This is a genomic window from Alkalibacterium subtropicum (genome assembly GCF_900112455.1).
GTDB lineage: Bacteria > Bacillota > Bacilli > Lactobacillales > Carnobacteriaceae_A > Alkalibacterium > Alkalibacterium subtropicum.
The window spans coordinates 182,840-205,456 of record NZ_FOLT01000001.1 but is presented as its reverse complement, the minus strand read 5'-3'; the positions used below and the strand labels follow the sequence as shown (position 1 = coordinate 205,456).

Genomic DNA, 22,617 nt, shown 5'->3' with positions numbered 1-22,617 from the left:
CTCTTTTCTAAATAAAGTCTAAAGGCTGATAATCGATTGAAATGAATACGCCTTTAGCCTGTTCTTTCTGAGTTTCCTGCAGTAACTGATGTATTTTTTCTGTCAATCCAGCTTCATGCTTATACTTGATCAGAACTTGAAAATGATAGCGATTGTGCGTCCGGGCAATCGACTTGGGGGTAGGACCCAAAACGATTGCTTGGTTGGATAATGCCGGCCGAATAAAGTCTGTATATTGTCTGATCTTTTTAGCCGCTGTCATCTCGTTCTCATGACTCACAGAAACCTTTAAAAGAAAGTAGTATGGACTGTATTCACTTAAATGGCGCAGATGCATTTCTCGTTTGTAGAAAGAATCATAATCATGCTGTTTAGCATACTGGATGGCGTAATGATCAGGATTATAAGACTGGATGATGACCTTGCCTTCTTTTTCACCACGACCGGAACGTCCGCTCACTTGAGTAAGCAGTTGAAATGTTTTTTCCGCAGAGCGAAAATCAGGCAAACCGAGTGCTGTATCTGCATTGATCACACCGACCAGCGTGACATCGGGAAAATCCAGACCTTTGGCGATCATTTGTGTACCCAGCAGGATGCTGGCCTCTTTTCTCTCAAACTGATTGAAAAGTTTCTCATGAGCGCCTTTCTTACGGGTCGTATCCACATCCATACGTATGATCCCCGCTTCCGGGAGCAATTCTTTCAGTTCTTTTTCTACTTTCTGTGTACCCGTTCCATAATAGCGGATGGACCGGCTTTGACATTTAGGGCATATATTGGGAATGCCCTCTTCATGGCCGCAGTAATGACATTTCATGGTCTTCGTATCCATATGCAGCGTCTGAGAGATATCACAGTTCGGGCATTCGAGTACATACCCGCAGTCACGGCACATGACGAATGAGGAAAAGCCGCGTCTGTTCAAAAGGAGGACAGACTGTTCATTCTGTTTGATCCGCTTTTTGAGCCCATCAAGCAATGCTTCAGAAAAAATCGAATGGTTGCCGCGTTTGGCTTCTTCTCTCATATCGATCACATCGACTTCGGGCATCGGATAGTCATTGACACGACTTTTCAGTTCCAGCAGGGTATAAACTTCTTTTGTCGCACGGGCACGGGATTCCAGAGACGGTGTTGCACTGCCCAGAACAACTGGGCAGTTATGGTACTCTCCTCGCCATATAGCTACATCTCTTGCATGGTATTTAGGGAACTCTTCCTGCTTGTAACTTGTTTCATGTTCTTCGTCAATGATGATGATCCCGATGTTCTTTAACGGTGCAAAGATACTGGAACGGGCACCGACGACAACTTTAGCTTCTTCTTTTTCGATTTTACGCCACTCATCATACTTTTCGCCATTGGACAGCCCGCTGTGAAGAACAGCCACCTCATCACCAAAGCGTCCTTTGAAACGCTGGACCATCTGCGGTGTCAGAGCAATTTCAGGCACGAGCATCAGCGCCCCTTTGCCTTTCTCGATCACTTCAGAAATCGTCTGCAGATAGACTTCTGTTTTCCCGCTTCCTGTGACCCCTTTTAAAAGAAAAACCTTATGCTGCTCATCTCTGATCGTCTGATGGATCTCTTGAAAAGCATGTGCCTGATCTTCCGATAAGGACAAGGGCGTCGTTCGTTCAAAAGTGCTTGCAGCATAAGGATCCCGGTACACTTCCTCCTGAAAAACCTCACACCAGCCTTTTTTTACGCCAGACTGGATAGTCGAAGATGTGACCCCCCACTCTTTCAGTTCTGCATAAGTCAAAGCTGCGTCTTGGGCCAGAGATTGCAAAATATCCAGGAACAGCTTCTGTTTCTTTGCGTTGGACCGGATGCCGGCCTTGATTTCTTCGTAGGTTTCAAAACTGAGTGACGGCTTGACTTTTTTCACTTTTTTCACTGCTGCTTTATCTTGTACATCGTAGTCTATTTCGACCTTATCTTCTTTTTCCAGCTGAATGATTTGAGTCAAAGCATTCTCTTTTTCTGCTTCTTCCCAGCTCACTTCAGCTTTGCCTTTAAAGACATCCCATAATAAAGATTCAGGTATTTCGTCAATGATTTTTATTTTTTTACTGTATTTGGCACGCATCACTGCCGGCAGCATGGTCTGATAGCATTTCACCTGAAAGCTGAATGTCTGATAGGCCAGAAAATCACCCAGTCGAAGGAGCTCTTCCGTCAGGACAGGATAGCTGTCCATCAAAGACTCGACAGCCTTCAATTCCAGTTCCGTCGTCTTATCTTCTTTGACTTCAACAACAAACCCCTGTATTTTTCTCGATCCATTGCCAAAAGGAACGACCACACGCATGCCCGGTTCGATCACTCCGGTGAAGGCGTCGGGTATGCTGTAGGTATAAGCCCTGTTGGTCTGAAGCGTCGGGACATCTACTATTATATTCGCTACTAGAGACATGTGACATCTCCTCTTAATTTATAAAGTTACTGATCCAGTCGACAATATCTTCTGCAATGTCTTTTTTTGCTTTAAGATTTATAGTTTGTGGTTCCTCATGATGACTGAAAAAGATCACTTCATTTTTATCCACATTAAAACCACGGTCTTTCTTTCCAACATCATTTGCCACGATCAGATCGGCATTCTTTTCTTCAAGTTTCTTTTTAGCATATTCCTCTATCTTGTCTGTTTCGGCAGCAAAACCGACCAGACATTGCCTAGTCTGCTTACGTTTCCCCATCTCTTTCAGTATATCAGGGTTCTTCTTTAACGTCAGGGTCAGTTTATCCCGCTTTTTCATTTTACGTGTATGGGTCGTTTCAGGAGAATAATCTGATACAGCCGCTGCCATGATCAGTGCATCGCTTGAATCAAAACGACTGGATACGGCTTCATGCATTTCATCTGCGGATTCTACCCGTATAACTGTAATGTTTCCAGATACGGCTAATGGACTTGCCGTTATCAAGGTCACTTCAGCTCCCTTTTCCCAGGCAGCTTCCGCTACAGCATGCCCCATCTTACCTGAAGAATCATTAGATATGAACCTGACAGGGTCGATGCGTTCTTTCGTTCCACCAGCTGTCACTATGACGGATTTCCCTTTAAGGGGCAGCGCTCTTCCTTTTTCACGTATAAACAGACGCAATTCATCCAGGATGCGTTCCTGCGTCGGAAAACGACCTTTTCCTGAATACCCTTCAGCTAAAAACCCTTCATCTGGATTCATCACGTAAAGTTCTCTGCCTCGAAGTGTTTCGATATTGGTCTGTGTTGCCGGATTTTCATACATATGCTCATTCATTGCAGGGATAGTAAAAATGGGACATGTCGTAGCTAATAAGGCTGAACTCACAAAATTATCAGCAATGCCGTTAGCCAGCTTAGCCAACGTGTTCGCTGACAACGGGGCAACGATCGCTAAATCGGGCCAGTCAGCAAAGTGGATATGATTGACTTTTGCTGGATCGTCTTCTGCAAATATATTTCTATAGACGTTCCGTTTACTCAAGACTTGAAAGGTCAATGGAGAAACGAACTGTGTAGCAGATTCTGTCATGGCGACTTGAACTTCTGCACCGGCTTTGATCAGTGACCGCATCAAATCAACGACTTTATATACCGCTATGCCGCCAGTAACATACAATGCTATTTTTTTCCCTTTTAACATCTTTAACACCTCACAGGTCTTTTCCTTATTTTATCAGTAAAATACTTCGCTGTCTTTAACCAGCCTGTTTATTTTGCATACTAGAAAAAACCTCTGCACTTAGTCCTTTAAAAGAGAAACTCTTATAAAAGACCTAAAACAGAGGTTACTGATTATTTATTTTTCGATGCTGTCCGGATCGATCACTAAATCTCCTGCAATAATTTCCTCGAGAGATTTACCAACGTTTTTCACACTCTTATATTCTTCCAGCATTTGCGTGTCATCTTCATTATGTAATTGTTTAGCTCGTTTAGCAGCTAAAATCACCAATGAATATTTAGAATTGATTTTATTCAGTAAATCATCCTGTGAAGGGTATAATAACATTTATTCCATCTCCTCGATTATATGTGCGTACTCTTTCAGATTTCTTGTCACTTTTAAATGCTCACTTTCAATGATGTTACGAATTTTCCGCGCAGCATTCTCAACGGTATCGTTTTCAACAACATAATCATAATACTGAATGAGTTTTAATTCTTCTACTGCTTTTTTCATTCTTTTTTTAATCATTTCATCACTGTCTGTGCCGCGATTCACTATGCGAGAATTCAATTCTTCCAGGTTAGGAGGGGATAGAAAAATAAAAATGGCTTCCGGCATTTTTTCTCTTACTTTCAGTGCCCCCTGGACTTCGATCTCTAAAAAGACATCTCTTCCCTGATCTAAAGTCTGATTGACATATTTCATCGGTGTGCCGTAATAATTACCAACATAGTTAGCGTATTCCAACAGACCATCTTCTTCGATAAGCTTTTCGAACTCCTCTTTAGTCCTAAAGAAGTAATCCACACCCTCTACTTCCCCTTCACGTTTTTTACGTGTGGTCATGGAAATAGAGTAATCAAAGTTATTGGAATGATTTTCGAAAATAGCTTTCCGTACTGTCCCTTTACCGACACCTGAGGGTCCAGATAATACGATGAGTAAACCACGATCTTCCATTTGAACTTCCTTCCTAACACATACTATCATTAAAAACTTATCCTCAATTCTACCATATTTCAAGAATAAAATGAACTGATTTTTAAAAATTCTCATTTTCTTTGGAAAATAAGTATTTGCAGTATAGAGCAAGTATCAGAGGATATGGCTTTACTTTCATGATAATACTAAAAAGCGGATGATCAGATGAGATCCTATCGTCTGTTATCCACTTGAATATCTGCACGGTCATTCTTCGATTAGATACGAGAGGAAGCTGCTCGAAGAATTCTTTACTCCATTCTTTTCCGCTGAGGATATAAGACGGTTCGAAAGCATGGATCGGCTGTTCTTTTTCAGCTTCAAGTAGTCGCTCCAGCCTGTTTTTTATCATATCTTGAAAGTCATATAATTTATATCTATTATCAGGGGAAATTTTAAACGTCCGACCTGCCATTTCGAGAACCGCCAGCATGAGCGTGTGTTCATTTACGACTTTCCCCCACTTTCTCGACAGTTCCTTCAATAACGTTTTCTGATAGGTCTCCTTGTCGATCTGCTTGAATAAATGACTGGAACGATGACCCTGGAGCAATTGATGCAGAGCAACATAAAAGGCGTCTTTTTCTGCATCCTGATTTTCCGGATCGAAGGTATACCAGTATCCCATGTAATCATTGGCATGTGCCCGTTTCATTGTTTCCAGATAACCCAATTTGATGTTCAGTTCCGTTCTCTGCTTATCGAAAAGCAGCATATCTCCCAGCGGCCAGTTTGTTCTGATCCATATATATTCACAATTTCCGATCCGTGGATCCCGCTTGAACAGATGGGGACCATGAACATCCACAATAACAAGCTGATCCGGCTTTTTATCCAAAGCCATATCGATCGGAATATTGTTCCCGTATCCGCCGTCTATATATGGCGTATCGTTGATGTAATGCTTTTCCATAGCCGGATAGAGTGCAGAGCTCGCAAGCAGATAATCGGTCAGCTCCCCTTTTTTGATATCTTCAAGGTAGTAATTTTCAACTTTCATTGTTCTGAAATTCACTGTGGAGAGACCAAATATGACAGGTCTGCTTCTGATTTTCTGCTCGTCGTCAATATACTTCATGACCATATCTTCAAGGGGTTTCGTACTCAACCCTTTCTCTTTGATGACTTTTACGATGAACTCTGATACTGTTTTTCCATAATCACCAAAACCGGCACCTTGGGCCGGAGATTCAAAGCCAAGAATATCATTCGTTTCAATTTCTTTCCACATTTTCTCTGCTTCTTTTTGATTGCCTAATATATATAAAGCGCCGTTCAATGCCCCAACTGATGTCCCTGTGACGATGTCCGCATGGTAACCGAGTTCATCCAGCGCTTTCCACACACCTATCTCAAAAGCTCCTCTGGCACCGCCACCCCCAAAAACAATCGCCCGTTTCATATTTTCCTTCTCAAAAAATGCAGGCTCCAACAAGAATCGCCTCCCTTCGCATCCATCGCTGTGCTGCCGGAAATAAGCAGTCTACTTTATCTATCTATATTATAACTGAAATACACTATGGAGGTACAAAAAAACCACTGAAAGAAGTTGACCCCCTTCTTTCAGTGGTTTAGATCCTGCTGTAATCGATTAGCCCATATCCTTGACTTTCATCAGACGGGTAATTGCTGCACGTTCACTTTCATCCAGTTTCATTTGAATGAAGTAGATGGTTTCTTCAAGTTGAGGTATCGTCATATATTCCAATGCGTTAACACGACGTCTTGTTTTTTCTATTTCATCCGCCATCAACTGACATGTTTTTTCTATTTCTGCCAGTTCAAGCATCTGCGGCATGACTTCTACAAGATGTTCGAAGGTCAGATCGAGCTCACCATTCGAATTTAAATAGCCGTAAGTTAACTCTGTCGAATCCTCGACACTTTCATCATATTGAAAGTTCATTTGAGGCACCCTTACACTCATAATGTTTCGCCGCCCCATATTTAAAGAGACACTTCGTGTAGGAACAGCCATCAATTCTTCGATATAATTCTCGTGCAGTAATGATTTGGCCATCGCAAACGACTGCATGGCTTTCTCCAGTTTTTCTTCCACCTGGTTTCTCAATTCATTATTTTTTCTGATGAGCTCAATAAACTGACGCATGAGCTCATCCTGCTTATCTTTCAACAATTTATGACCACGACTTGCCACACCTAAACGTTTCTTTAGCTTAGCAAGTTCCATGCGAGTGGGGTTGACGTCTAACTTGGCCATTTACCTCACTCTCCTTTTGGCATATATTTGTCTAACATATCGTCTTTAATACGTTTCAATTCAGGTCTTGGTAGGACTCTCAGCAAGTCCCAGCCTAAATCCAGAGTTTCTTCGATCGATCTGTCCGTATAGTTACCCTGGTTAACATATTCTTTCTCAAATTTATTTGTAAATTCAACGTATTTCTTATCTGAATCAGACAAGGCCGCTTCACCAAGCACGGCAGACAATTCTTTGGCTTCTTTACCCTGCGCATAAGCAGAGAACATCTGGTTCATGGTCGGCGCATGGTCTTCACGGGTTTTGCCTTCACCGGTCCCTTTGTCTTTCAGACGGGACAAGGATGGCAGGACATCGATTGGAGGCTGGTAACCCTGGTTATAAAGTTCACGAGACAAGATGATTTGCCCCTCAGTAATATAACCGGTCAAGTCAGGGATCGGGTGCGTGATGTCATCTTCCGGCATCGTTAAGATCGGAATCTGCGTCACTGATCCTTTCGTTCCTTCCAGTCTTCCGGCACGTTCATACAAGGTCGCCAGGTTAGTATATAGGTAACCCGGGTAACCACGACGGCCAGGAACTTCACGACGGGCTGCTGAGATCTCACGCAGCGCCTCGGCGTAGTTCGTCATATCTGTCATGATAACAAGGACGTGCATGTCTTTTTCGAAAGCTAGATATTCAGCTGCAGTCAAAGCCATACGCGGGGTCGCGATACGCTCGATCGCTGGGTCATTCGCAAGGTTAATAAACAGCACTGAACGGTCGATCGCTCCAGTTTCTTTAAAGTCGTTCATGAAGAATTCAGCTTCCTCGAACGTGATCCCGATCGCTGCAAAAACAACCGCAAATTTCTCATCTTTATTTGTAACGCTGGCCTGTCTCGCTATTTGAGCAGCCAGTTCTTTATGGGGCAGTCCAGAACCAGAGAATACCGGTAGTTTTTGACCACGTACCAAGGTATTTAAATGGTCGATAGTTGAAATACCCGTTTGAATAAATTCATCTGGATACTCACGTGCAATCGGATTGATCGCCTGTCCATTGATGTCCAGACTTTTTTCCGGAATAAGATCCGGGCCGCCGTCGTTCACACGACCCATGCCGTCAAACGTACGTCCGATCATGTCTTCTGAGACATCAAGAGATAAAGGTTTTCCAAGAAAGCGAACTTTCGTCTCATCCAAGTTGATGCCGGATGACCCTTCGAACAACTGAACCACAGCTTTGTCGCCGTTGATTTCAAGCACTTGCCCGCGACGGCGTTCACCTGTCTGGAGTTCGATATCTACTAACTCATCGAATTTCACACCTTCGACACCCTGAACGGTCATTAACGGGCCGACGATTTCTGATACTGTTTTATACTCTTTAAGCATCTGATTCTACACCACCTTTCTCTAGTACTACTTTCATATCTTTTTCGATCTGTGCATTGATTTCTTTAATACGTGACAATTCTTCTTCAGGAACGAATTTCATACGTCCGATTCTTTCACGGACATCTTCCGTCCCTTTGATGATTTCATCGTAGTATGCGCCAAGCCCCATTGCCTTTTCGGCTTCCTGCTGATATTTCAGGATAGTATTCAGCATTTCATACTGTTTATTTCTTGAAGTGTAGGTATCGACATCGTCAAACGCGTTCTGCTGCAGATAGTCTTCACGAACCATTCGTGCCGTAACCAGCTTCAGACGGTCTTTCTCAGAAAGTGATTCCACACCGACAAGACGGACGATCTCCTGCAGCTCTGATTCATCCTGAAGCAGTGATTTAGTATGGGTGACCATACCACTCCAATCAACGTCCAGTTTTTCACCTACAAAAGAGTTCATATCGTTAGAATATAAAGAATATGAATTCAGCCAGTTGATAGATGGGAAGTGACGACGCTGGGCCAGTGAACTGTCCAGCCCCCAGAACACTTTCGCCACACGCAAGGTGTTTTGAGTAACGGGCTCAGATGTATCTCCCCCTGGAGGTGAAACGGCTCCGATAGCTGTAATGCTTCCTTCTCTACCGGTACTTCCTAAAGAAATGACCTTTCCGGCACGTTCATAATATTCGGCGATACGACTACCCAAGTAAGCAGGATAACCTTCATCACCAGGCATCTCTTCAAGACGACCTGACATCTCACGCAGAGCCTCAGCCCAACGGGATGTGGAATCGGCCATGATCGCTACAGAATAACCCATGTCACGGAAATATTCTGCGATCGTGATACCAGTATAGATAGAAGCCTCACGGGCTGCCACCGGCATATTAGACGTGTTAGCGATCAGTACAGTTCTAGCCATGATCGATTCACCGGTATTCGGGTCGATCAGTTCAGGGAATTCATTGATAACATCAGTCATTTCGTTTCCGCGTTCACCACAACCTACATAGACAACCAAATCAACGTCTGCCCATTTAGCGATCTGGTGCTGAACAACTGTTTTGCCCGCTCCAAAAGGACCTGGTACAGCAGCTGCTCCGCCTTTTGCTACAGGGAACAAGGTATCGATAACACGCTGACCAGTGATCAATGGTTCGACCGGATTCAGTTTTTCAGCGATCGGTCTTCCCTGACGTACAGGCCATTTCTGCATCATCGTAAATTCTTTATCGCCTGTTTCAGTTTCCAATACATAAATCGTATCCGTAACGGTGAAAGACCCTGTTTCGATCGATTTCAATTTACCTTTGACACCGTATGGAACCATGATGCGGTGTTCGATAACGTTAGTTTCCTGGACGGTCCCTACGATATCGCCTTCGGTCAAATCTGTTCCTACTTCTACAGAAGGGACAAATTCCCATTTTTTATCGCGGTTCAAGGGGGCAATAGTCATGCCTCGCTCAAGGTAATTACTTTGCGTTTTTTCCATAAATTCATCAAGCGGTCTCTGGATCCCGTCAAACATCTGTGAAATCATACCGGGTGCTAATTCTACTGATAAAGCTTCTCCCGTTGTTTCTACAGTTTCACCCGGTCCGACCATTGATGTTTCTTCATAAACCTGAATTGAGGCAACGTCGCCTCTCATTTCTATAATTTCGCCGATCAGTCCTAATTCACCAACTCGGCAGATATCTTGTATATTTGCTGTCTCCATTCCACTAGCTGTAACCAGCGGTCCGGAAACACTCACAATCGTTCCTTTACTCAAATTCGTACCCTCCTATAAGATATTTTGACCCACTGCTTTTTCCACATTATCCTGGACACGTTTTTTACCTATTCCTCGTGACCCGGCATGATTCGGGATCAAAATGATGGCAGGTTTCATTTTTGCATCATAGCGTCTAATTGTATCGGGAATCATCTCTGCCAATTGTTCCGTTAAATATATTACGCCAAAGTTCTTATCCGCCATACTGTCGATGATCCGACGGGCTTCTTTGGCCTCGGATGCGAAAGATACTGAAAAGCCCAGCATTTTAAAAGCTAAGACTGATTCTTTATCTCCAACAACACCAATTTTGTTAGGCATAGTTCAATCGCATCCTTTCTCTAATTTCATCCGCCGTTAAGCCATTTTCTTTACCTGAAAGAATCAAGCGCAGATTCATCACTTCTGTTTCTTTGGCGAACAAATAGGCAATAACAGGCATCGGCCCGAATGATTCCAGCCTTGCTTCACGCATTTTTTCCATATACGCATTATCCGTTTCAAAGTCGACATTGACTGTTGACAGTTCGCCCGTCTCTTTATCGATCGCTTTATCAATGAGCTTACGGTAATCTGTTTTTCTAAAGTATTGAGCCACTGCATTTAAATCCTTTTCCATCAGCTCCAATAAATCTTCTTTAGGGATAGAGCCGGAACTGGACAAAATCGTCAGCATAAAGTTTCGCGTGCGATTCTGTTTCATCCCTCTAACAAGCGTGGAAAGATTATTGTAGTCAATGTAGCGTTCAATCAATGCAGGTATGCCAGGTTCCCCGGTTTCATCAGCCAAGAGGCGTGAATGGGTAAAAAAGCGTCTATCCAGTATAATATCTACTGCCTGTACATTGTGGTATTCCTCATAATCGGTTTTCACTTCATTTATACTGTCCATATATGCTTTCGGCAGAACGTCTGACTCTCCTGTTCGAACGGCCTGTCGTAATTCAGCGATAGGGTATCGTCCGATCGGAATAAACAGATGATCTAAATCCTGATCAGTTATTTCTTCTTTGAAGAGGACTTTCAGGTTGTGATACGCATAGCGCAGACTAAACAGTTCGATCAATTCCTTGTTTGGAACAATGTCAAACATCTCATTATACGTCTGATGCAGTTCATTCATGAACATGGAATCATAATTTTTATCTTCTTTTATCCTGTCGACATCATTACGGTAAGGCGATTCACGAAGCACATTGACAGCCTCTTCAAATGAATCTGCTGTCAGCATTCTTTCAAAATGAGCGCGAGTGAGGAGGTTGTTCTCGTAGACACGTATGAGAACATTACTTGATCCATAAACGGTATCTTCCAAAGTTATTCCCCTCTCTAAAATAATTCATTTGATATATCAGATAAAATGTCGCTTTTAACTTCATCTACTAAAGTATCGAAAATGAAATTATAATCGATACCCGCTTTTTCAACGATAAAACCGGATTTATCCGGAATTGTTTCACTAGCAACATGCACAGTCAATTCCTTTGGACCATTTGTTCTTATCCAGTTTTCATCAACTAAATGCGCTGATTTTTCGCCAAAAGTAAGCGTTACTTTTTCTTCATTTTTGAATTGCTGCAACACACTGACTACAAAAACCTGAAAGGTTTTAGCATCAATTGTATTCATTTTTTCTTTTGCATCAGCGATCACTTTGCTCAATACATTTTGTTTAGCTGAAAGAATCGCATTACGTTTCTGAATTTCAAGTGTGTTTTTCTTGATTGCATATTCTCTTTCAACTTTCGCTTTAACATCGTCTTTAAGCTGCTGTCTATTCGCTGCTTCAGCTGCTTGAGAAGCTTGGATCTCATCTTCTGCTTCAACTTGAGTCTGTTCAACTTTCTGACGAAGTGCTGCTTTTTCTTTTTCTACAACACGTTCTGTTAATAATTTCAAGTCAGCCATCTTCTGGGTTTCCCTCCTATTCAAATACAATTAAAGAAAGAAAGGAATCGAGTCAATAGTAAAAGTATTGACTTCTTTCACTGAACCGTCTCAAATCCCTTCATTCGTTTTATTAGATAAAGATTATCATCATTAAGGAAATAACGAAACCTAAGATAGCGTATGTTTCAACCATCGCTGAATAAATAATACCTTTTGTTGTATGTTCAGGTTTTTGAGCCAGGATCTGCATAGCAGCAACAGAAACGCGTCCCTGCAAAGTACCTGAAGTCAAGCCGGTAAATCCAACAGGTAACCCTGCCATCAGGTAGTACCAGCCTTGTGATGGATCTAAGTCAGTTGTCAAGTTGATGATGATCAACAGGCCGATAACGAAGCCGTAAAGACCCTGCGTAGCTGGCAGCATTTGAAGAACCAATGCACGACCAAATTTTTCCGGCTGTTCTTTTGTCAAAGCTGCAGCTGCTTCACCGGCAGATCCAACACCTCTAGAAGAACCCATACCTGACAAAATGACTGCCAAAGCAACACCAATCGCTCCAAATACAAAACCTAAATTTTCTCCAAAAAACATTGTGAAATTATCCATTATACTTTTCCTCCATTTACGAAATTAGTTTGTTTAAATTTTTAACCTTTAATTTTTCTGGTCAAGCCAGATATGTTTCTCTAACGTTTTCAACGGGGTGAGTGGACGTCCGCCGCCTTCGAAAAATTTACCGAAGAACTCAACATACTGCAGACGGGACGAATGCACATAAGCACTCAAGAACGTCAACGCTATATTAAGTGTGTGTAAGGCAATGATGATCAGTACACCTACAGTAAATCTTGCATATACCGGTAAGAAACCAATGATCATATTAAATGCCATCCCGATATTTGCACTCGCTACACCCAGAGCCATTAGTCGAGTATACGACACAATGTCTCCGACGTACCCTGAGATACCGTACAGGTTATAAGCACCTAATCCAATACCAAGCGCAGTGTTTGGTGTCGATATGGCGCTGATTACAAGAATACCTACAGCATTAAGAACGACAATGCCGATCCCGATCTGTGTCATTAATGTATTTGACAATACCAGCGATCCGCCGACCCACAGAATAAAGCCGACCAGCATCATAGCCCAGGCATAACCATCAATGTACGAGGATGCTCTTTGACCTTGACGGCTCTTGACTATACCGTTCAGAATCAGTCCGTATAGTAACTGGACCAGTCCTATAACGACCGATAATATCATGATGACAAGAACGTCATCCTGCAGGGACAGCACTTGGAAAGGCAGTTCGATACCGAAGAAACTTCCGAAAAACAATCCGAAGGCCATTGTCGGATAGGATAAGACATACAGGAATTTTACAAAATTCCCTGTCGATCCTTCTATATTAAATGCTTTCATTGCGAACAGTGTCACACCAAACAGAAGCAGGCCATACCCCAGATCCGCAGCCATCATACCGAAGAAAATCATGAAGAACGGCATCATAAGCGGTGTAGGGTCGACTTCATTATATTGAGGATAGCTGAACATCTCTGTGATCATCTCGAACGGCTCGACGAGCTTATTATTCTTGAGCACGATCGGTACATCTCTGTATTCTTCCATCTTGATTTCATCAGTCAAAAGAACGACTTCACTTTCCCCGATTTCCTGATTGATGTTAGATTTAAGATTTTCGACCTTCTCTTCCTCGATCCATCCGGACAGTAAGAACAAATGAGGGCTGTCCAGAAGGATGTTCTTTGCTTTGTTCCTCTCTGACAGGTTGTGGTAGTACTCTTCAGCTAACTGCAAGTCTTTGTATACTGACTGCCAGCCATTCATTTCTTTTTTGATATTTTCAAGGGATTCTCTTTTTTCTTTCTGTTCCAAAAGGTTTCTATATAGGGCATCTTCAGGAAGCATGTCGTACTCATACTTCAACTCTCTATAACTGTACTGACTGATATTATCTGTCACCGTTTTAACATCATCTTTTGGAAGAATAAAGAGATAAGCAACCTCATCGCTTCGTCTGTATACTTCGTCGTAATATACTTTCCCATTTTCCTTTATAGAATCGATAAGAGGGGCGGCGTGTTCTTTGTCTACAGTACCAATCATGACATGCATGAGATTGAACTGATCGACTTCATTGGGCATGAAGTTAAGGCTGCGCCATTTTCTAAGGAACTGTTCTTCCTGCCTCAAACTTTTCAGTTGTTCACCAAGCTTATTGATTTCCTGTTCCTTTATTGAAACCTGATCGAGTGTTGCCTCTATATTGGCCGCTTCAACATGCGTTTCAAGTTCGGCCAGAGTGTATACTTCTCTTTTAGATTTCAGTTTTTCGATCAGACCTGGCTGGGCAACATAGTCATCGAGGTAATCGATAGCATACTCGATATCCTGAAGCCTGCCCTGCAGATCCTGGGTGTCAGTCTCTGACGTTTCTCTCGTAAATCCTCTTAATAGTTCTTCATCGTCTTTATCAGCAAGTGAAATGATTTCGAGACTCTGCATCTCCTGTACACTTTTTAAAACATTCTCTTTATGAGCATGCTCCGCTAATAAAGTCAATTTTTTCATTTTAGCTATTGCCATATCGACGCAATACCTCCTCTGCTATTCGATTGGCTAACACATCTTGCTTTTCTTTATATGCAACATCGAATTTCACAGTCTCTGCCTGAACAGCTTCATTCATTTCCTGCTCATCTCTTTCCAAAGCCTGTTCCATATCAGCATACTGTTCTTTCTGATAGGCATCCACTTCCTGATTTGTGATCGCCTGTTGACGTGTGACTTCCTCTTCTTTCTTTGCTTCTATTTCTCTGATTTCTGCCTTGGCATTCGCACGCAACTCATCTACTCTTGCTTCGGCTTCTTTAACATAATTTATAGCTTCCCGGTTCATTTTCTTCCCCCTTTCAAAAAAAGGTGGGCGCAGCTAACAAGCTTCTTCTCACCCCAGAAGAAATTTTCCTTGAAAGCTAACGCCCAACCGTATAAAAATTATTATTAATGTTTTACAACGGACTTATGTTACCATACTTGATATACCTTGTCAACTAATATATCAGTATTCCGAGTTAGGCTAAGCTTTAAAACGAGACGTCAGTGGATCAGTCAGAACGAGTATCTCCATAACTGAAAACAGCAATCGAACCAAAGCCTGTATGAGCGGCTACTGTAGGGCCATAGCTGGAAACGACCACTTCTTTAGGACTGACTCGCTCCAGGATTTTATCTCTGATTGCTTTTGCTTCATCAGGTACGCCAACATGACCGATAAAGATCGAGTGGTCTTCAGGGTCAGTCAAATGACTGACCGTCTGATCGATAAGATAGTTGATCGATTTTTTTCTGCCTCTCACTTTAGCGGCCGGAACGAGTTTGCCTTCCGTATTCATTATCAGGATCGGTTTGACATGAAGCAGTGAACCGACTGTTGCAGCCGTAGATGATATCCTTCCCCCGCGTTGAAGGTGTTTGATATCGTCGACTGTCACCCATGAATGATAATGAAGTTTGTTTTTTTCCACCCAATCCATTAGTTCTTCTTTCGTAAAGCCTTCTTTCTGCTTCTGACTCGCCTCGTAGACCAAAATGCCCTGACCCAGGCTTGCGCCTTTGGTGTCTATAATATCTATATCCACCTCGCCATACTCTTCTTCAAGCATTTTCTTCGCCTGAACAGCTGAATTAAAAGATCCTGACAACGCTGAAGAAAAAGCTAAGTAAAGAACCGGTATCTCCTTCTCGATATAATATTTAAATTTCTCTAAGTATGAATGCACATTGACTTGAGAAGTTGAAGCCGTTTCTCCTTCTTTTAGGCGCTGGAAAAAAGCCTCTTTATCAAAGTTTTCTCCCATATCGTCCACTATGTCTTCATCACCGATCCTAATGGTGAAATGGACAATATCCAAGTTGTACTGGTCGACCAGCTCTAAAGGCAAATCACTGCACGAATCAGTAATAATCTGGTAGTTCATTATTTAATTTCCCCCCTTCTTTACTACACTTTATATTATACGTATTCCGTCAATAAATAGAAACATTATCCACTAAATAATATAAAATTAATTGACGAATGTATGTTCGTTAGATATAATATGGGTAACATACGTTCGGGAGAGGATAAATATGAGCAGAATAGCTGAGAACAGACATTCGATCGTCCATTACTTAAAAAAAGGGTACGGTTCTTTGTTCCCGTCCATTACAAACGTGCATCCCCAGATGCCTAAAGAACAGATCGCGACTTTCTTAAAACAAGCAGTTAAGAACCGCTATCCTATTGTGATACAGGTCAATCCCACTTCACAGTCAGATAGCATCAGCGAGTTTACAGGCATAGCCTATTTATCACCTAAATCCACCCAAGTTATTATAAAATCCGATCTGCAATCGATCACTTACTTGATCAGTGCACGGGATATCAGATATATAAGACGGTTATATAAACGCAAATAAATTGCTGGAGAAAGCTGAACTAAGGTATCGTCCTTATGTTTGCTTTCTCCAGCATTTTTCCTGTCAGTCTTCCCCAGCCGCATTTTTTCCCTTTGAGGGGATGTTCTGCCCAGTCGTTTCAGATCACTTGTCATTTTCTGACCGGTCTGTGGAATTAAAAAACGACCAGCAGGGTAAACTGGTCATTTCATTTGGTTATAGTATGGGTGAAAATAAACGACTGAACTGCTGTTTGAACAGTTCCCACTTCGAGTAGTCATCGACGATTTCTTCGGTCAGTAAAAATGAATGAGCGGCATCCTCTTTAAAGAGCTGAACCTGACTGTGTGCCAGTTCCCTGTCATATATGAAAGCATTGACTTCGAAATTAAGTTTAAAACTTCTAATATCAAAATTAGCTGTCCCTACTGACAGAATTTCCTTATCGATGACGATCGTCTTGGCATGCAGGAAACCCTTATCATAGATGTAAACTTCTCCACCATACTTGACAAGCTCCGAAGCATAACTCAGTGTTGCACGGTAAATAAAAGGATGATCAGGCTTGTTGGGAAGCATGACCTTGACATCGATACCGGACAGAATCGCTATTTTTATTGTTTCCATCAACGCTTCATCAGGTATGAAATAAGGGGTTTGAATGTAGACGGATTCTTTGGCCATACTGATCATTTTTATGAATCCTTTTTTGATGGCATGCATCTCATTGTCCGGTCCACTTGAAACCATCTGCAAATCCGTATCTCCTTTTAAGCCGGAAAACGGAAAATAACTTTCCTCATATTCGATCGTTTTTTGTTTTGTGGAAGCATTCCAGTCCATCAAAAAGCGTGTCTGCAGAGAAAGCACTCCGTTTCCCTCAATTCTTAAATGAGTATCACGCCAGTATCCCATTTCTTCATACAGCCCGAGATAATCATCCCCGACATTGAATCCTCCAGTATAAGCTATTTTCCCATCGATAACCACGATTTTTCTATGGTTTCTATAATTCAGTCTTAAATTGATCAGGAAAAAGCGCGAACCAAAAAAAGGCTCTGCCTGCCCACCGTATCGACGCAGCTTATCAAAGAAATGCTTGCCCAGCACTCTTGCTCCGACCGGGTCATAAAGGACTCTTACCTTTACACCTTGTTGAGCCCGGTCTTCCAGTGCTTTAAGCACTTTCTTTCCGATGCCGTCGCCTCGGAATATATAGTAGGTCACGTGAATATGATCTTTCGCTTTGCTGATATCTTCCAGCATCTGATCGAACTTATCATGGCCGTCATTTATCAGTTTCACTTCATTCCCTTTTGTCAACACTGACTCATTCCCATTCAGGAATAACTGAATAAGTTCGAAAGTCTTGTCCTGATATTTGGATTCCGGAACATCAAGATTTTCTGTCTCTATCAACTTTTTCTGAGACTCGACCAACTGCGCCATCCCGATACGTTCCTGAGATCGAATATCAAATATTTTTTCTTTTGAAATCTTTCGCCCTAAAAACAAGTAAATAACGAACCCAAAGCCAGGCAGCATGATGATCACCAGCAGCCAGGCCCAAATCGCCGCAATATCTCTTTCTTTCTCACGAAAGACGGTAAATATGGCTAATGCTGAATTTAATATGATAGCTATCCAAAATAGTGTAGAAATAATGTCCATACTTGACTCCTTCTAAAAGTCTTCATTTCTTTAAGTGTACATTAGCTCTACACGCTCTGTCTAGAAATAAAGAGAGACACTTGGACTTTTATTTCTTGGGATGAAAGAGGACAGGGGAATTTCTATAAAGTATGAGCATGACGACCATCGTCACAAATGCCGTCACTAACATACTTAAACCATTCATAACGAGCGAAAACAATACGGCGCTCATTCCCCATAATGCATAATCGCCCCAAAAAATCCAGCCGGCGACAAAATGCCAGAAATAGCGGCCCAAAGCTCCGAAAAAAACAGCGACTAAAATGTAAAACTGAACTGTTTTGTGATTATTTAGAGAAATATTCTTCAATATCTCGCTACTGTAGAAGCCGGCCAGACCCACAAAAGCATAGGCCAGCGTGTATTCGATCATGACCTGATAAATATTCAGCATGTATACTGAACCGGTGACAAAATGCAGAAGCCCCCACAGAAATCCGGCATAGAGGCCCGGCACGAGGCCCCGTCTGATAGCATAAAACGTCAGCGGGATCATACCCAGGGATACACTGAATGATGAACCGATACCTGTTGGAATAAATGATAGAACCATAGCTATTGCCGCAAATAAAGTACCTTCCAAATAAATACGCAGTTTTCTGTTTTGCATAAAAAATCTCCTCCATAGTCTATAACTGAACTAGGAGGAGACTTTAGGCATAATAGAGCATATATACTCAGAAGCTTTTATTCTCACAACAAGTACTCTTCCTGCGCACGCATTAACGTACAGGTTCAAAGGGTCTAAACTTGCAGTTTACTCTCAGCCAATGTCATTGACTCCCCTAGTACAGTATGATTATTTAGTTTTTGATTACCGTTTGAAGCGTCTGTTCTGATTGACTTCCATGATGACCGGAAGGATGATCGGACGTCTCTTGGTTTTCTTGAATAAATGACTATTCAGGGCTTCTCTAATATCATGCTTGATCGATCCCCAGTCAAAGTCATTGTGTTTAAGGTTCTTCTTCACGATGTTTTTGACGATATCTGAAGACTCATCGATCAGATCCTGGCTTTCTTTCACGAAGACAAAGCCTCTGGTAACAATATGCGGATCAGAAACGATCTTCTGTTTTTTGCGGTCGATCGTCACGACAGCTACAAAAATACCATCTTCAGACAACAAACGTCTGTCACGCAGGACGATATTACCGATATCTCCGATGCCGATACCATCGATCAGTGTATTATCAGCAGATACCTGACCACTTTGAGTCATTTTATTTTTTTTATAGCTGACGACATCTCCGTTACTCAGGATAAAGATGTTCTGATAAGGGATCCCCGTTTCATGCGCTAAATCGGCATGCGCGGCCAGCATTCTATACTCACCTTGAATAGGGATGAAATAGGTCGGTTTCAGCAGATTGATCATCAGCTGCAAGTCATTGGGTGTGGCGTGACCGGATGCTTTCATGTTATCTGAAATCTGCTTGACGGTAGCTCCCGCACGGTAGATTCGGTTTTCAGTTTCCGCCACCATTACTTCCATCGCAATGGAGGGGCTTGTTGCAATAAAAATCAGGTCGCCTTCTTTAATGTTGACTTGAGGGTGACTGCCTGTCGCCATACGGTTAAGCGTTTTGATCGGTTCGCCCGCTGCTCCTGTTTCAAGCACAAGCACACGATCATCATCATATTTATCGATCTGTTCGACCGGAACAATCAAGTCCTCATCCGGCAATGTCAACTTATTCAGTTTCATCGCTGTTTCCAGTATAGCTTCAAGGTTCTTACCGGTGATGAACACTTTCCGATCAGAACGATGTGCCGCGTTCAACACCTGCTGGATACGCAGAATATTACTGGCTACAGCGGCTACAATGATCCTGCCTTCGGCATTCTGGAACGTATCCAGTACTTCTTCCTGGACCTTTTTCTCGGAAACATTCTCATATGGACTCTCTGCCTCGCCCGAGTCACTCAACAGGGCCAGCACACCTTCCTTGCCCAAGTCGGCAATTTGAGACAGATCGCTGCTGTACATGTCCTGGGCACTCTGATCAAACTTAAAGTTCCCGGTATAGACGATATTACCTTCTTCTGTCTGTACGGCAATCCCCATGGAATCGGGAATGGTGTGTGTCGTACGGAAGAACTTGACCAGCGTACCATGAAAGTCGATCTCCGTTTTCTCATCAATAACATGATAGTCGTTGAATGAAGGTTTCAGACTCGACTCATTGACAAACAACTTGGCCAGTTCGATCGTCAGTTCTGAACCGAATACGGGAACTTCAAATAAGTCCAGGAAGTAAGGCAGTGCGCCGATAGCATCTTCGTGGCCATGTGTCAGAAACACCCCGGCTATTCTGTCTTTATTTTCTTCTAAATAACTAAAATCAGGAATGACGGCGTCGATACCGAAAAGTTCGTCTTCCGGATAAATCAGTCCGCAGTCAAGGACGAAGATATCCTCTCCCGATTCCACAACGTATAAGTTTTTACCATTTTCTCTTACTCCTCCAAGAGGAATAATTTTTATATTACTCACTATTTTTTCCACCTCTAAAAAGCTTTTTCAGCTTATTTTATTTATAGTTTTTTTCACCTATGTATTGCCCGTTCGTTCACACTCGTATTTAAAGTATAGCATAGATAGGGTCATTTTCATACTCCGAGGCAATTTCAGTTCTTCACTTCTTCAAATATATAAAACCACGTCAGTATAACCACGTGAAACTCTCCTTGTCTTATCCGGCTCTCTCCAAATGACTTTATAATTCTGATAGAATAGAGATGATCCCCCATCATCACTGAAACTGTTTTTTTTAGATGTTAAAACCAAGGAGACTGAAAGATATGACTTTTAAACAGAATATTATCGATGCACTGACTATAGCCTATCCTAAAACACTTACATTTGAGAACCTGGCCCGTGCGTTAATGGTGGACCAGGCGCACGTGGTGCAGGCTGTCAACGAACTGCAGCAGAAAAATTTTCCGATCAGCGCACAAGGCAATGTTATTCATTTAGCTTATCCCCTCCTCTCAGTTCCGGCCATTTCAAAACTGCTGGATACTGATTTCATAGGCAAACCTGTGCAGCTGCATGCCAGGCTGGACTCAACGAACACCTATGCAAAAGCAAACCTGAGTGATCTCAAAAACGGTGATGTCATTCTTGCACACGAACAGACGGCCGGCAAAGGACGGCTGGGCCGGAACTGGACATCTCCTGCAGGTGCCAGCATTTCTATGTCTCTCGTACTTAAACCGGCCAGCCCTTTCGAAAGGCTCTCTCTGCTCACCCAGCTGACGGCTGCGGCTCTCATAAAAGCACTGAATGACTGGGGTGATGTGAAAATAAAATGGCCGAATGACATTATTTTAAACAGCAGGAAAATAGCCGGCATCTTAATAGAAACTGAATTCTCCGGGAGTTCTCTGGAAGGCATCATTATAGGTATCGGTATCAATACAAACGTAGATCAGGAAAATATCCCACAGGAACTGCAGAGTAAGGCAACGTCATTAAAAGAAGGAACGAACAGAGAGATCGATCCGAATACGCTTGTAGCCAGCTTCCTGACTTTTTTTGAGAAATATTATGTAGATTTTCTGAACTCTCAGCGTCCCGCGCCCTTTTTGTCTGTATGCCGGGAGCAGTCTATCCTGATAGGTAAAAATTACTGGATCATAGACACGGACCGTAAAAGAAAAGCCTATATCAAAACGATCGATTCAACAGGCGGGCTCGTCGTGACCTATCTCGATACAAATAAAACAGAAGTCATCACCTCTACTGATTTATCCATTCGGGGAGATGATCATTACGTCTAAGTGAAAAGAAAAACCACGGCCAGCCCCCTCGCGGTTATCTCTCCTTATTTTTAAAGGCTTGAAACGATAAGTATCAATACCAGCTGGTGCAGCGGATAATAAGCATAGAAAAAATATCTTGGAAGTTTGGGGAGTTCAAGACCTTTATCAATGATAAACAGAGGCAGTGCCAGAAGAGAAAAGATCTGAATCGACAGTCCTACGAAATACTGTGTCATTACTGCAAGACCGGTCCCTTGCGGCCAGTTGTGTTCTTTAAGCCAGTATATACTCCATCCGAATAAAAATCCATAAATGCTGTATTCAGCAAATATACTTAATAAACTAAAAATCAGAGCATATTTTTTAAACTTCAACGATAAAGAAAATAAGGCTAGTAAAAAAAGCACGTTGACCGTATTGGGAGTGACTGGCATAGATAAGATCCCAAGCAGGACCAGCCGTAATATGTATCGGCCATAGTGATGGGTCCGTTTTGTTCCTTCTATCGTACTGTAGAGAAAGCAGGGAAAAGCCACACGCCCGATGATACGTAATAACAGCAGCTCTGGTAGTAAAAAGTACCCAATATGATCGATGGTCATCGTTACTATCCCTACCCATTTGATCGTATTCAACTTGTGACTGAACGTTTTATCCACACTCTCTGCTCCTTTTGTTTCATATTTCAAACTACCGCCTTCACTTTCTATTCTATATCATACTTTATAGTAAGAGAACCGTAAAAACAAAAAGCA

The 22,617-nt window shown here is 42.3% G+C and carries 21 protein-coding genes, 1 riboswitch and 1 other annotated feature; of the genes, 2 read left to right on the top strand and 19 right to left on the bottom strand.

The features are described from left to right. Positions 1–7: 7 nt before the first annotated feature. The 15 genes from priA to BM049_RS00945 all read right to left on the bottom strand — a co-directional run bounded on the left by priA (position 8) and on the right by BM049_RS00945 (position 15,921). Positions 8–2,422 (bottom strand): primosomal protein N', encoded by a 2,415-nt coding sequence (gene priA / locus BM049_RS01015; protein ID WP_091527944.1) that lies wholly within the window; start codon positions 2,420–2,422, stop codon positions 8–10. 13 nt (positions 2,423–2,435) lie between these two features. Next, positions 2,436–3,635: a bifunctional phosphopantothenoylcysteine decarboxylase/phosphopantothenate--cysteine ligase CoaBC gene (gene coaBC, locus BM049_RS01010; protein ID WP_091527942.1), complete on the bottom strand. Its 1,200-nt coding sequence runs from the start codon at positions 3,633–3,635 to the stop codon at positions 2,436–2,438. Between the two features lie 156 nt (positions 3,636–3,791). Continuing rightward, a complete protein-coding gene (gene rpoZ / locus BM049_RS01005; protein WP_091527941.1) occupies positions 3,792–4,004 on the bottom strand; it encodes a DNA-directed RNA polymerase subunit omega in 213 nt (70 codons plus the stop codon). Further along, positions 4,005–4,622, bottom strand: a complete 618-nt coding sequence (gmk, locus tag BM049_RS01000; protein ID WP_091527939.1) for a guanylate kinase — start codon at positions 4,620–4,622, stop codon at positions 4,005–4,007. Between the two features lie 82 nt (positions 4,623–4,704). Next, the gene (locus BM049_RS00995; protein ID WP_143079439.1) at positions 4,705–6,045 is read right to left on the bottom strand and encodes a patatin-like phospholipase family protein; all 1,341 of its coding nucleotides are present in this window, start codon (positions 6,043–6,045) and stop codon (positions 4,705–4,707) included. Positions 6,046–6,234: 189 nt separating this feature from the next. After that, a complete protein-coding gene (locus BM049_RS00990) occupies positions 6,235–6,864 on the bottom strand; it encodes a V-type ATP synthase subunit D (protein ID WP_091527935.1) in 630 nt (209 codons plus the stop codon). A 5-nt stretch (positions 6,865–6,869) separates the two neighbouring features. Further along, positions 6,870–8,246, bottom strand: coding sequence for a V-type ATP synthase subunit B (locus tag BM049_RS00985; RefSeq protein WP_091527933.1), 1,377 nt, complete (start codon positions 8,244–8,246; stop codon positions 6,870–6,872). Then, on the bottom strand, positions 8,239–10,023 hold the full coding sequence (locus tag BM049_RS00980) for a V-type ATP synthase subunit A (RefSeq protein WP_091527931.1): 1,785 nt from the start codon (positions 10,021–10,023) through the stop codon (positions 8,239–8,241). The genes BM049_RS00985 and BM049_RS00980 overlap by 8 nt, the downstream gene beginning before the upstream one ends. A 12-nt stretch (positions 10,024–10,035) precedes the next feature. Beyond that, entirely contained in the window at positions 10,036–10,347 is a 312-nt protein-coding gene (locus tag BM049_RS00975) for a V-type ATP synthase subunit F (RefSeq protein ID WP_091527930.1), read from the bottom strand. Next, a complete protein-coding gene (locus tag BM049_RS00970; RefSeq protein ID WP_091527928.1) occupies positions 10,340–11,341 on the bottom strand; it encodes a V-type ATPase subunit in 1,002 nt (333 codons plus the stop codon). The genes BM049_RS00975 and BM049_RS00970 overlap by 8 nt, the downstream gene beginning before the upstream one ends. Before the next feature lie 14 nt (positions 11,342–11,355). Beyond that, positions 11,356–11,934, bottom strand: coding sequence for a V-type ATP synthase subunit E (locus BM049_RS00965; RefSeq protein ID WP_091527927.1), 579 nt, complete (start codon positions 11,932–11,934; stop codon positions 11,356–11,358). Between the two features lie 112 nt (positions 11,935–12,046). Further along, a complete protein-coding gene (locus BM049_RS00960) occupies positions 12,047–12,523 on the bottom strand; it encodes a V-type ATP synthase subunit K (protein ID WP_091527925.1) in 477 nt (158 codons plus the stop codon). 48 nt (positions 12,524–12,571) lie between these two features. After that, positions 12,572–14,527: a V-type ATP synthase subunit I gene (locus BM049_RS00955; RefSeq protein WP_091527924.1), complete on the bottom strand. Its 1,956-nt coding sequence runs from the start codon at positions 14,525–14,527 to the stop codon at positions 12,572–12,574. Then, entirely contained in the window at positions 14,514–14,840 is a 327-nt protein-coding gene (locus BM049_RS00950; protein WP_091527922.1) for a hypothetical protein, read from the bottom strand. The genes BM049_RS00955 and BM049_RS00950 overlap by 14 nt, the downstream gene beginning before the upstream one ends. Positions 14,841–14,882: 42 nt before the next feature. Then, positions 14,883–14,929, bottom strand: a sequence feature (sodium ion sensor (DUF1646 type); this cis-regulatory element may regulate processes involved in with the transportation of sodium ions). Between the two features lie 119 nt (positions 14,930–15,048). Next, entirely contained in the window at positions 15,049–15,921 is an 873-nt protein-coding gene (locus tag BM049_RS00945) for a DegV family protein (protein ID WP_091527921.1), read from the bottom strand. A gap of 151 nt (positions 15,922–16,072) precedes the next feature. On the opposite strand from BM049_RS00945, the gene BM049_RS00940 reads away from it, so the two are divergent. After that, entirely contained in the window at positions 16,073–16,402 is a 330-nt protein-coding gene (locus BM049_RS00940; protein ID WP_091527919.1) for a hypothetical protein, read from the top strand. A gap of 195 nt (positions 16,403–16,597) precedes the next feature. On the opposite strand, the gene cls is transcribed toward BM049_RS00940, so the two are convergent. The 3 genes from cls to BM049_RS00925 form a co-directional block, all read right to left on the bottom strand. Next, positions 16,598–18,052, bottom strand: coding sequence for a cardiolipin synthase (cls, locus tag BM049_RS00935; RefSeq protein WP_091527918.1), 1,455 nt, complete (start codon positions 18,050–18,052; stop codon positions 16,598–16,600). 88 nt (positions 18,053–18,140) lie between these two features. Further along, complete coding sequence (gene thiT, locus BM049_RS00930; RefSeq protein WP_091527916.1) at positions 18,141–18,704, bottom strand: energy-coupled thiamine transporter ThiT; 564 nt, start codon at positions 18,702–18,704, stop codon at positions 18,141–18,143. A gap of 80 nt (positions 18,705–18,784) precedes the next feature. Further along, a riboswitch (TPP riboswitch) is annotated at positions 18,785–18,891 on the bottom strand. 17 nt (positions 18,892–18,908) lie between these two features. Further along, positions 18,909–20,591, bottom strand: coding sequence for a ribonuclease J (locus tag BM049_RS00925; protein WP_091527915.1), 1,683 nt, complete (start codon positions 20,589–20,591; stop codon positions 18,909–18,911). 308 nt (positions 20,592–20,899) lie between these two features. Between BM049_RS00925 and BM049_RS00920 the strand changes: the two genes are divergently transcribed. Further along, on the top strand, positions 20,900–21,880 hold the full coding sequence (locus BM049_RS00920) for a biotin--[acetyl-CoA-carboxylase] ligase (RefSeq protein ID WP_177188543.1): 981 nt from the start codon (positions 20,900–20,902) through the stop codon (positions 21,878–21,880). 50 nt (positions 21,881–21,930) lie between these two features. Here BM049_RS00920 and BM049_RS00915 read toward each other — a convergent pair whose 3' ends face one another. After that, positions 21,931–22,551, bottom strand: coding sequence for a TraX family protein (locus BM049_RS00915; protein ID WP_091527911.1), 621 nt, complete (start codon positions 22,549–22,551; stop codon positions 21,931–21,933). Positions 22,552–22,617 lie beyond the last annotated feature (66 nt).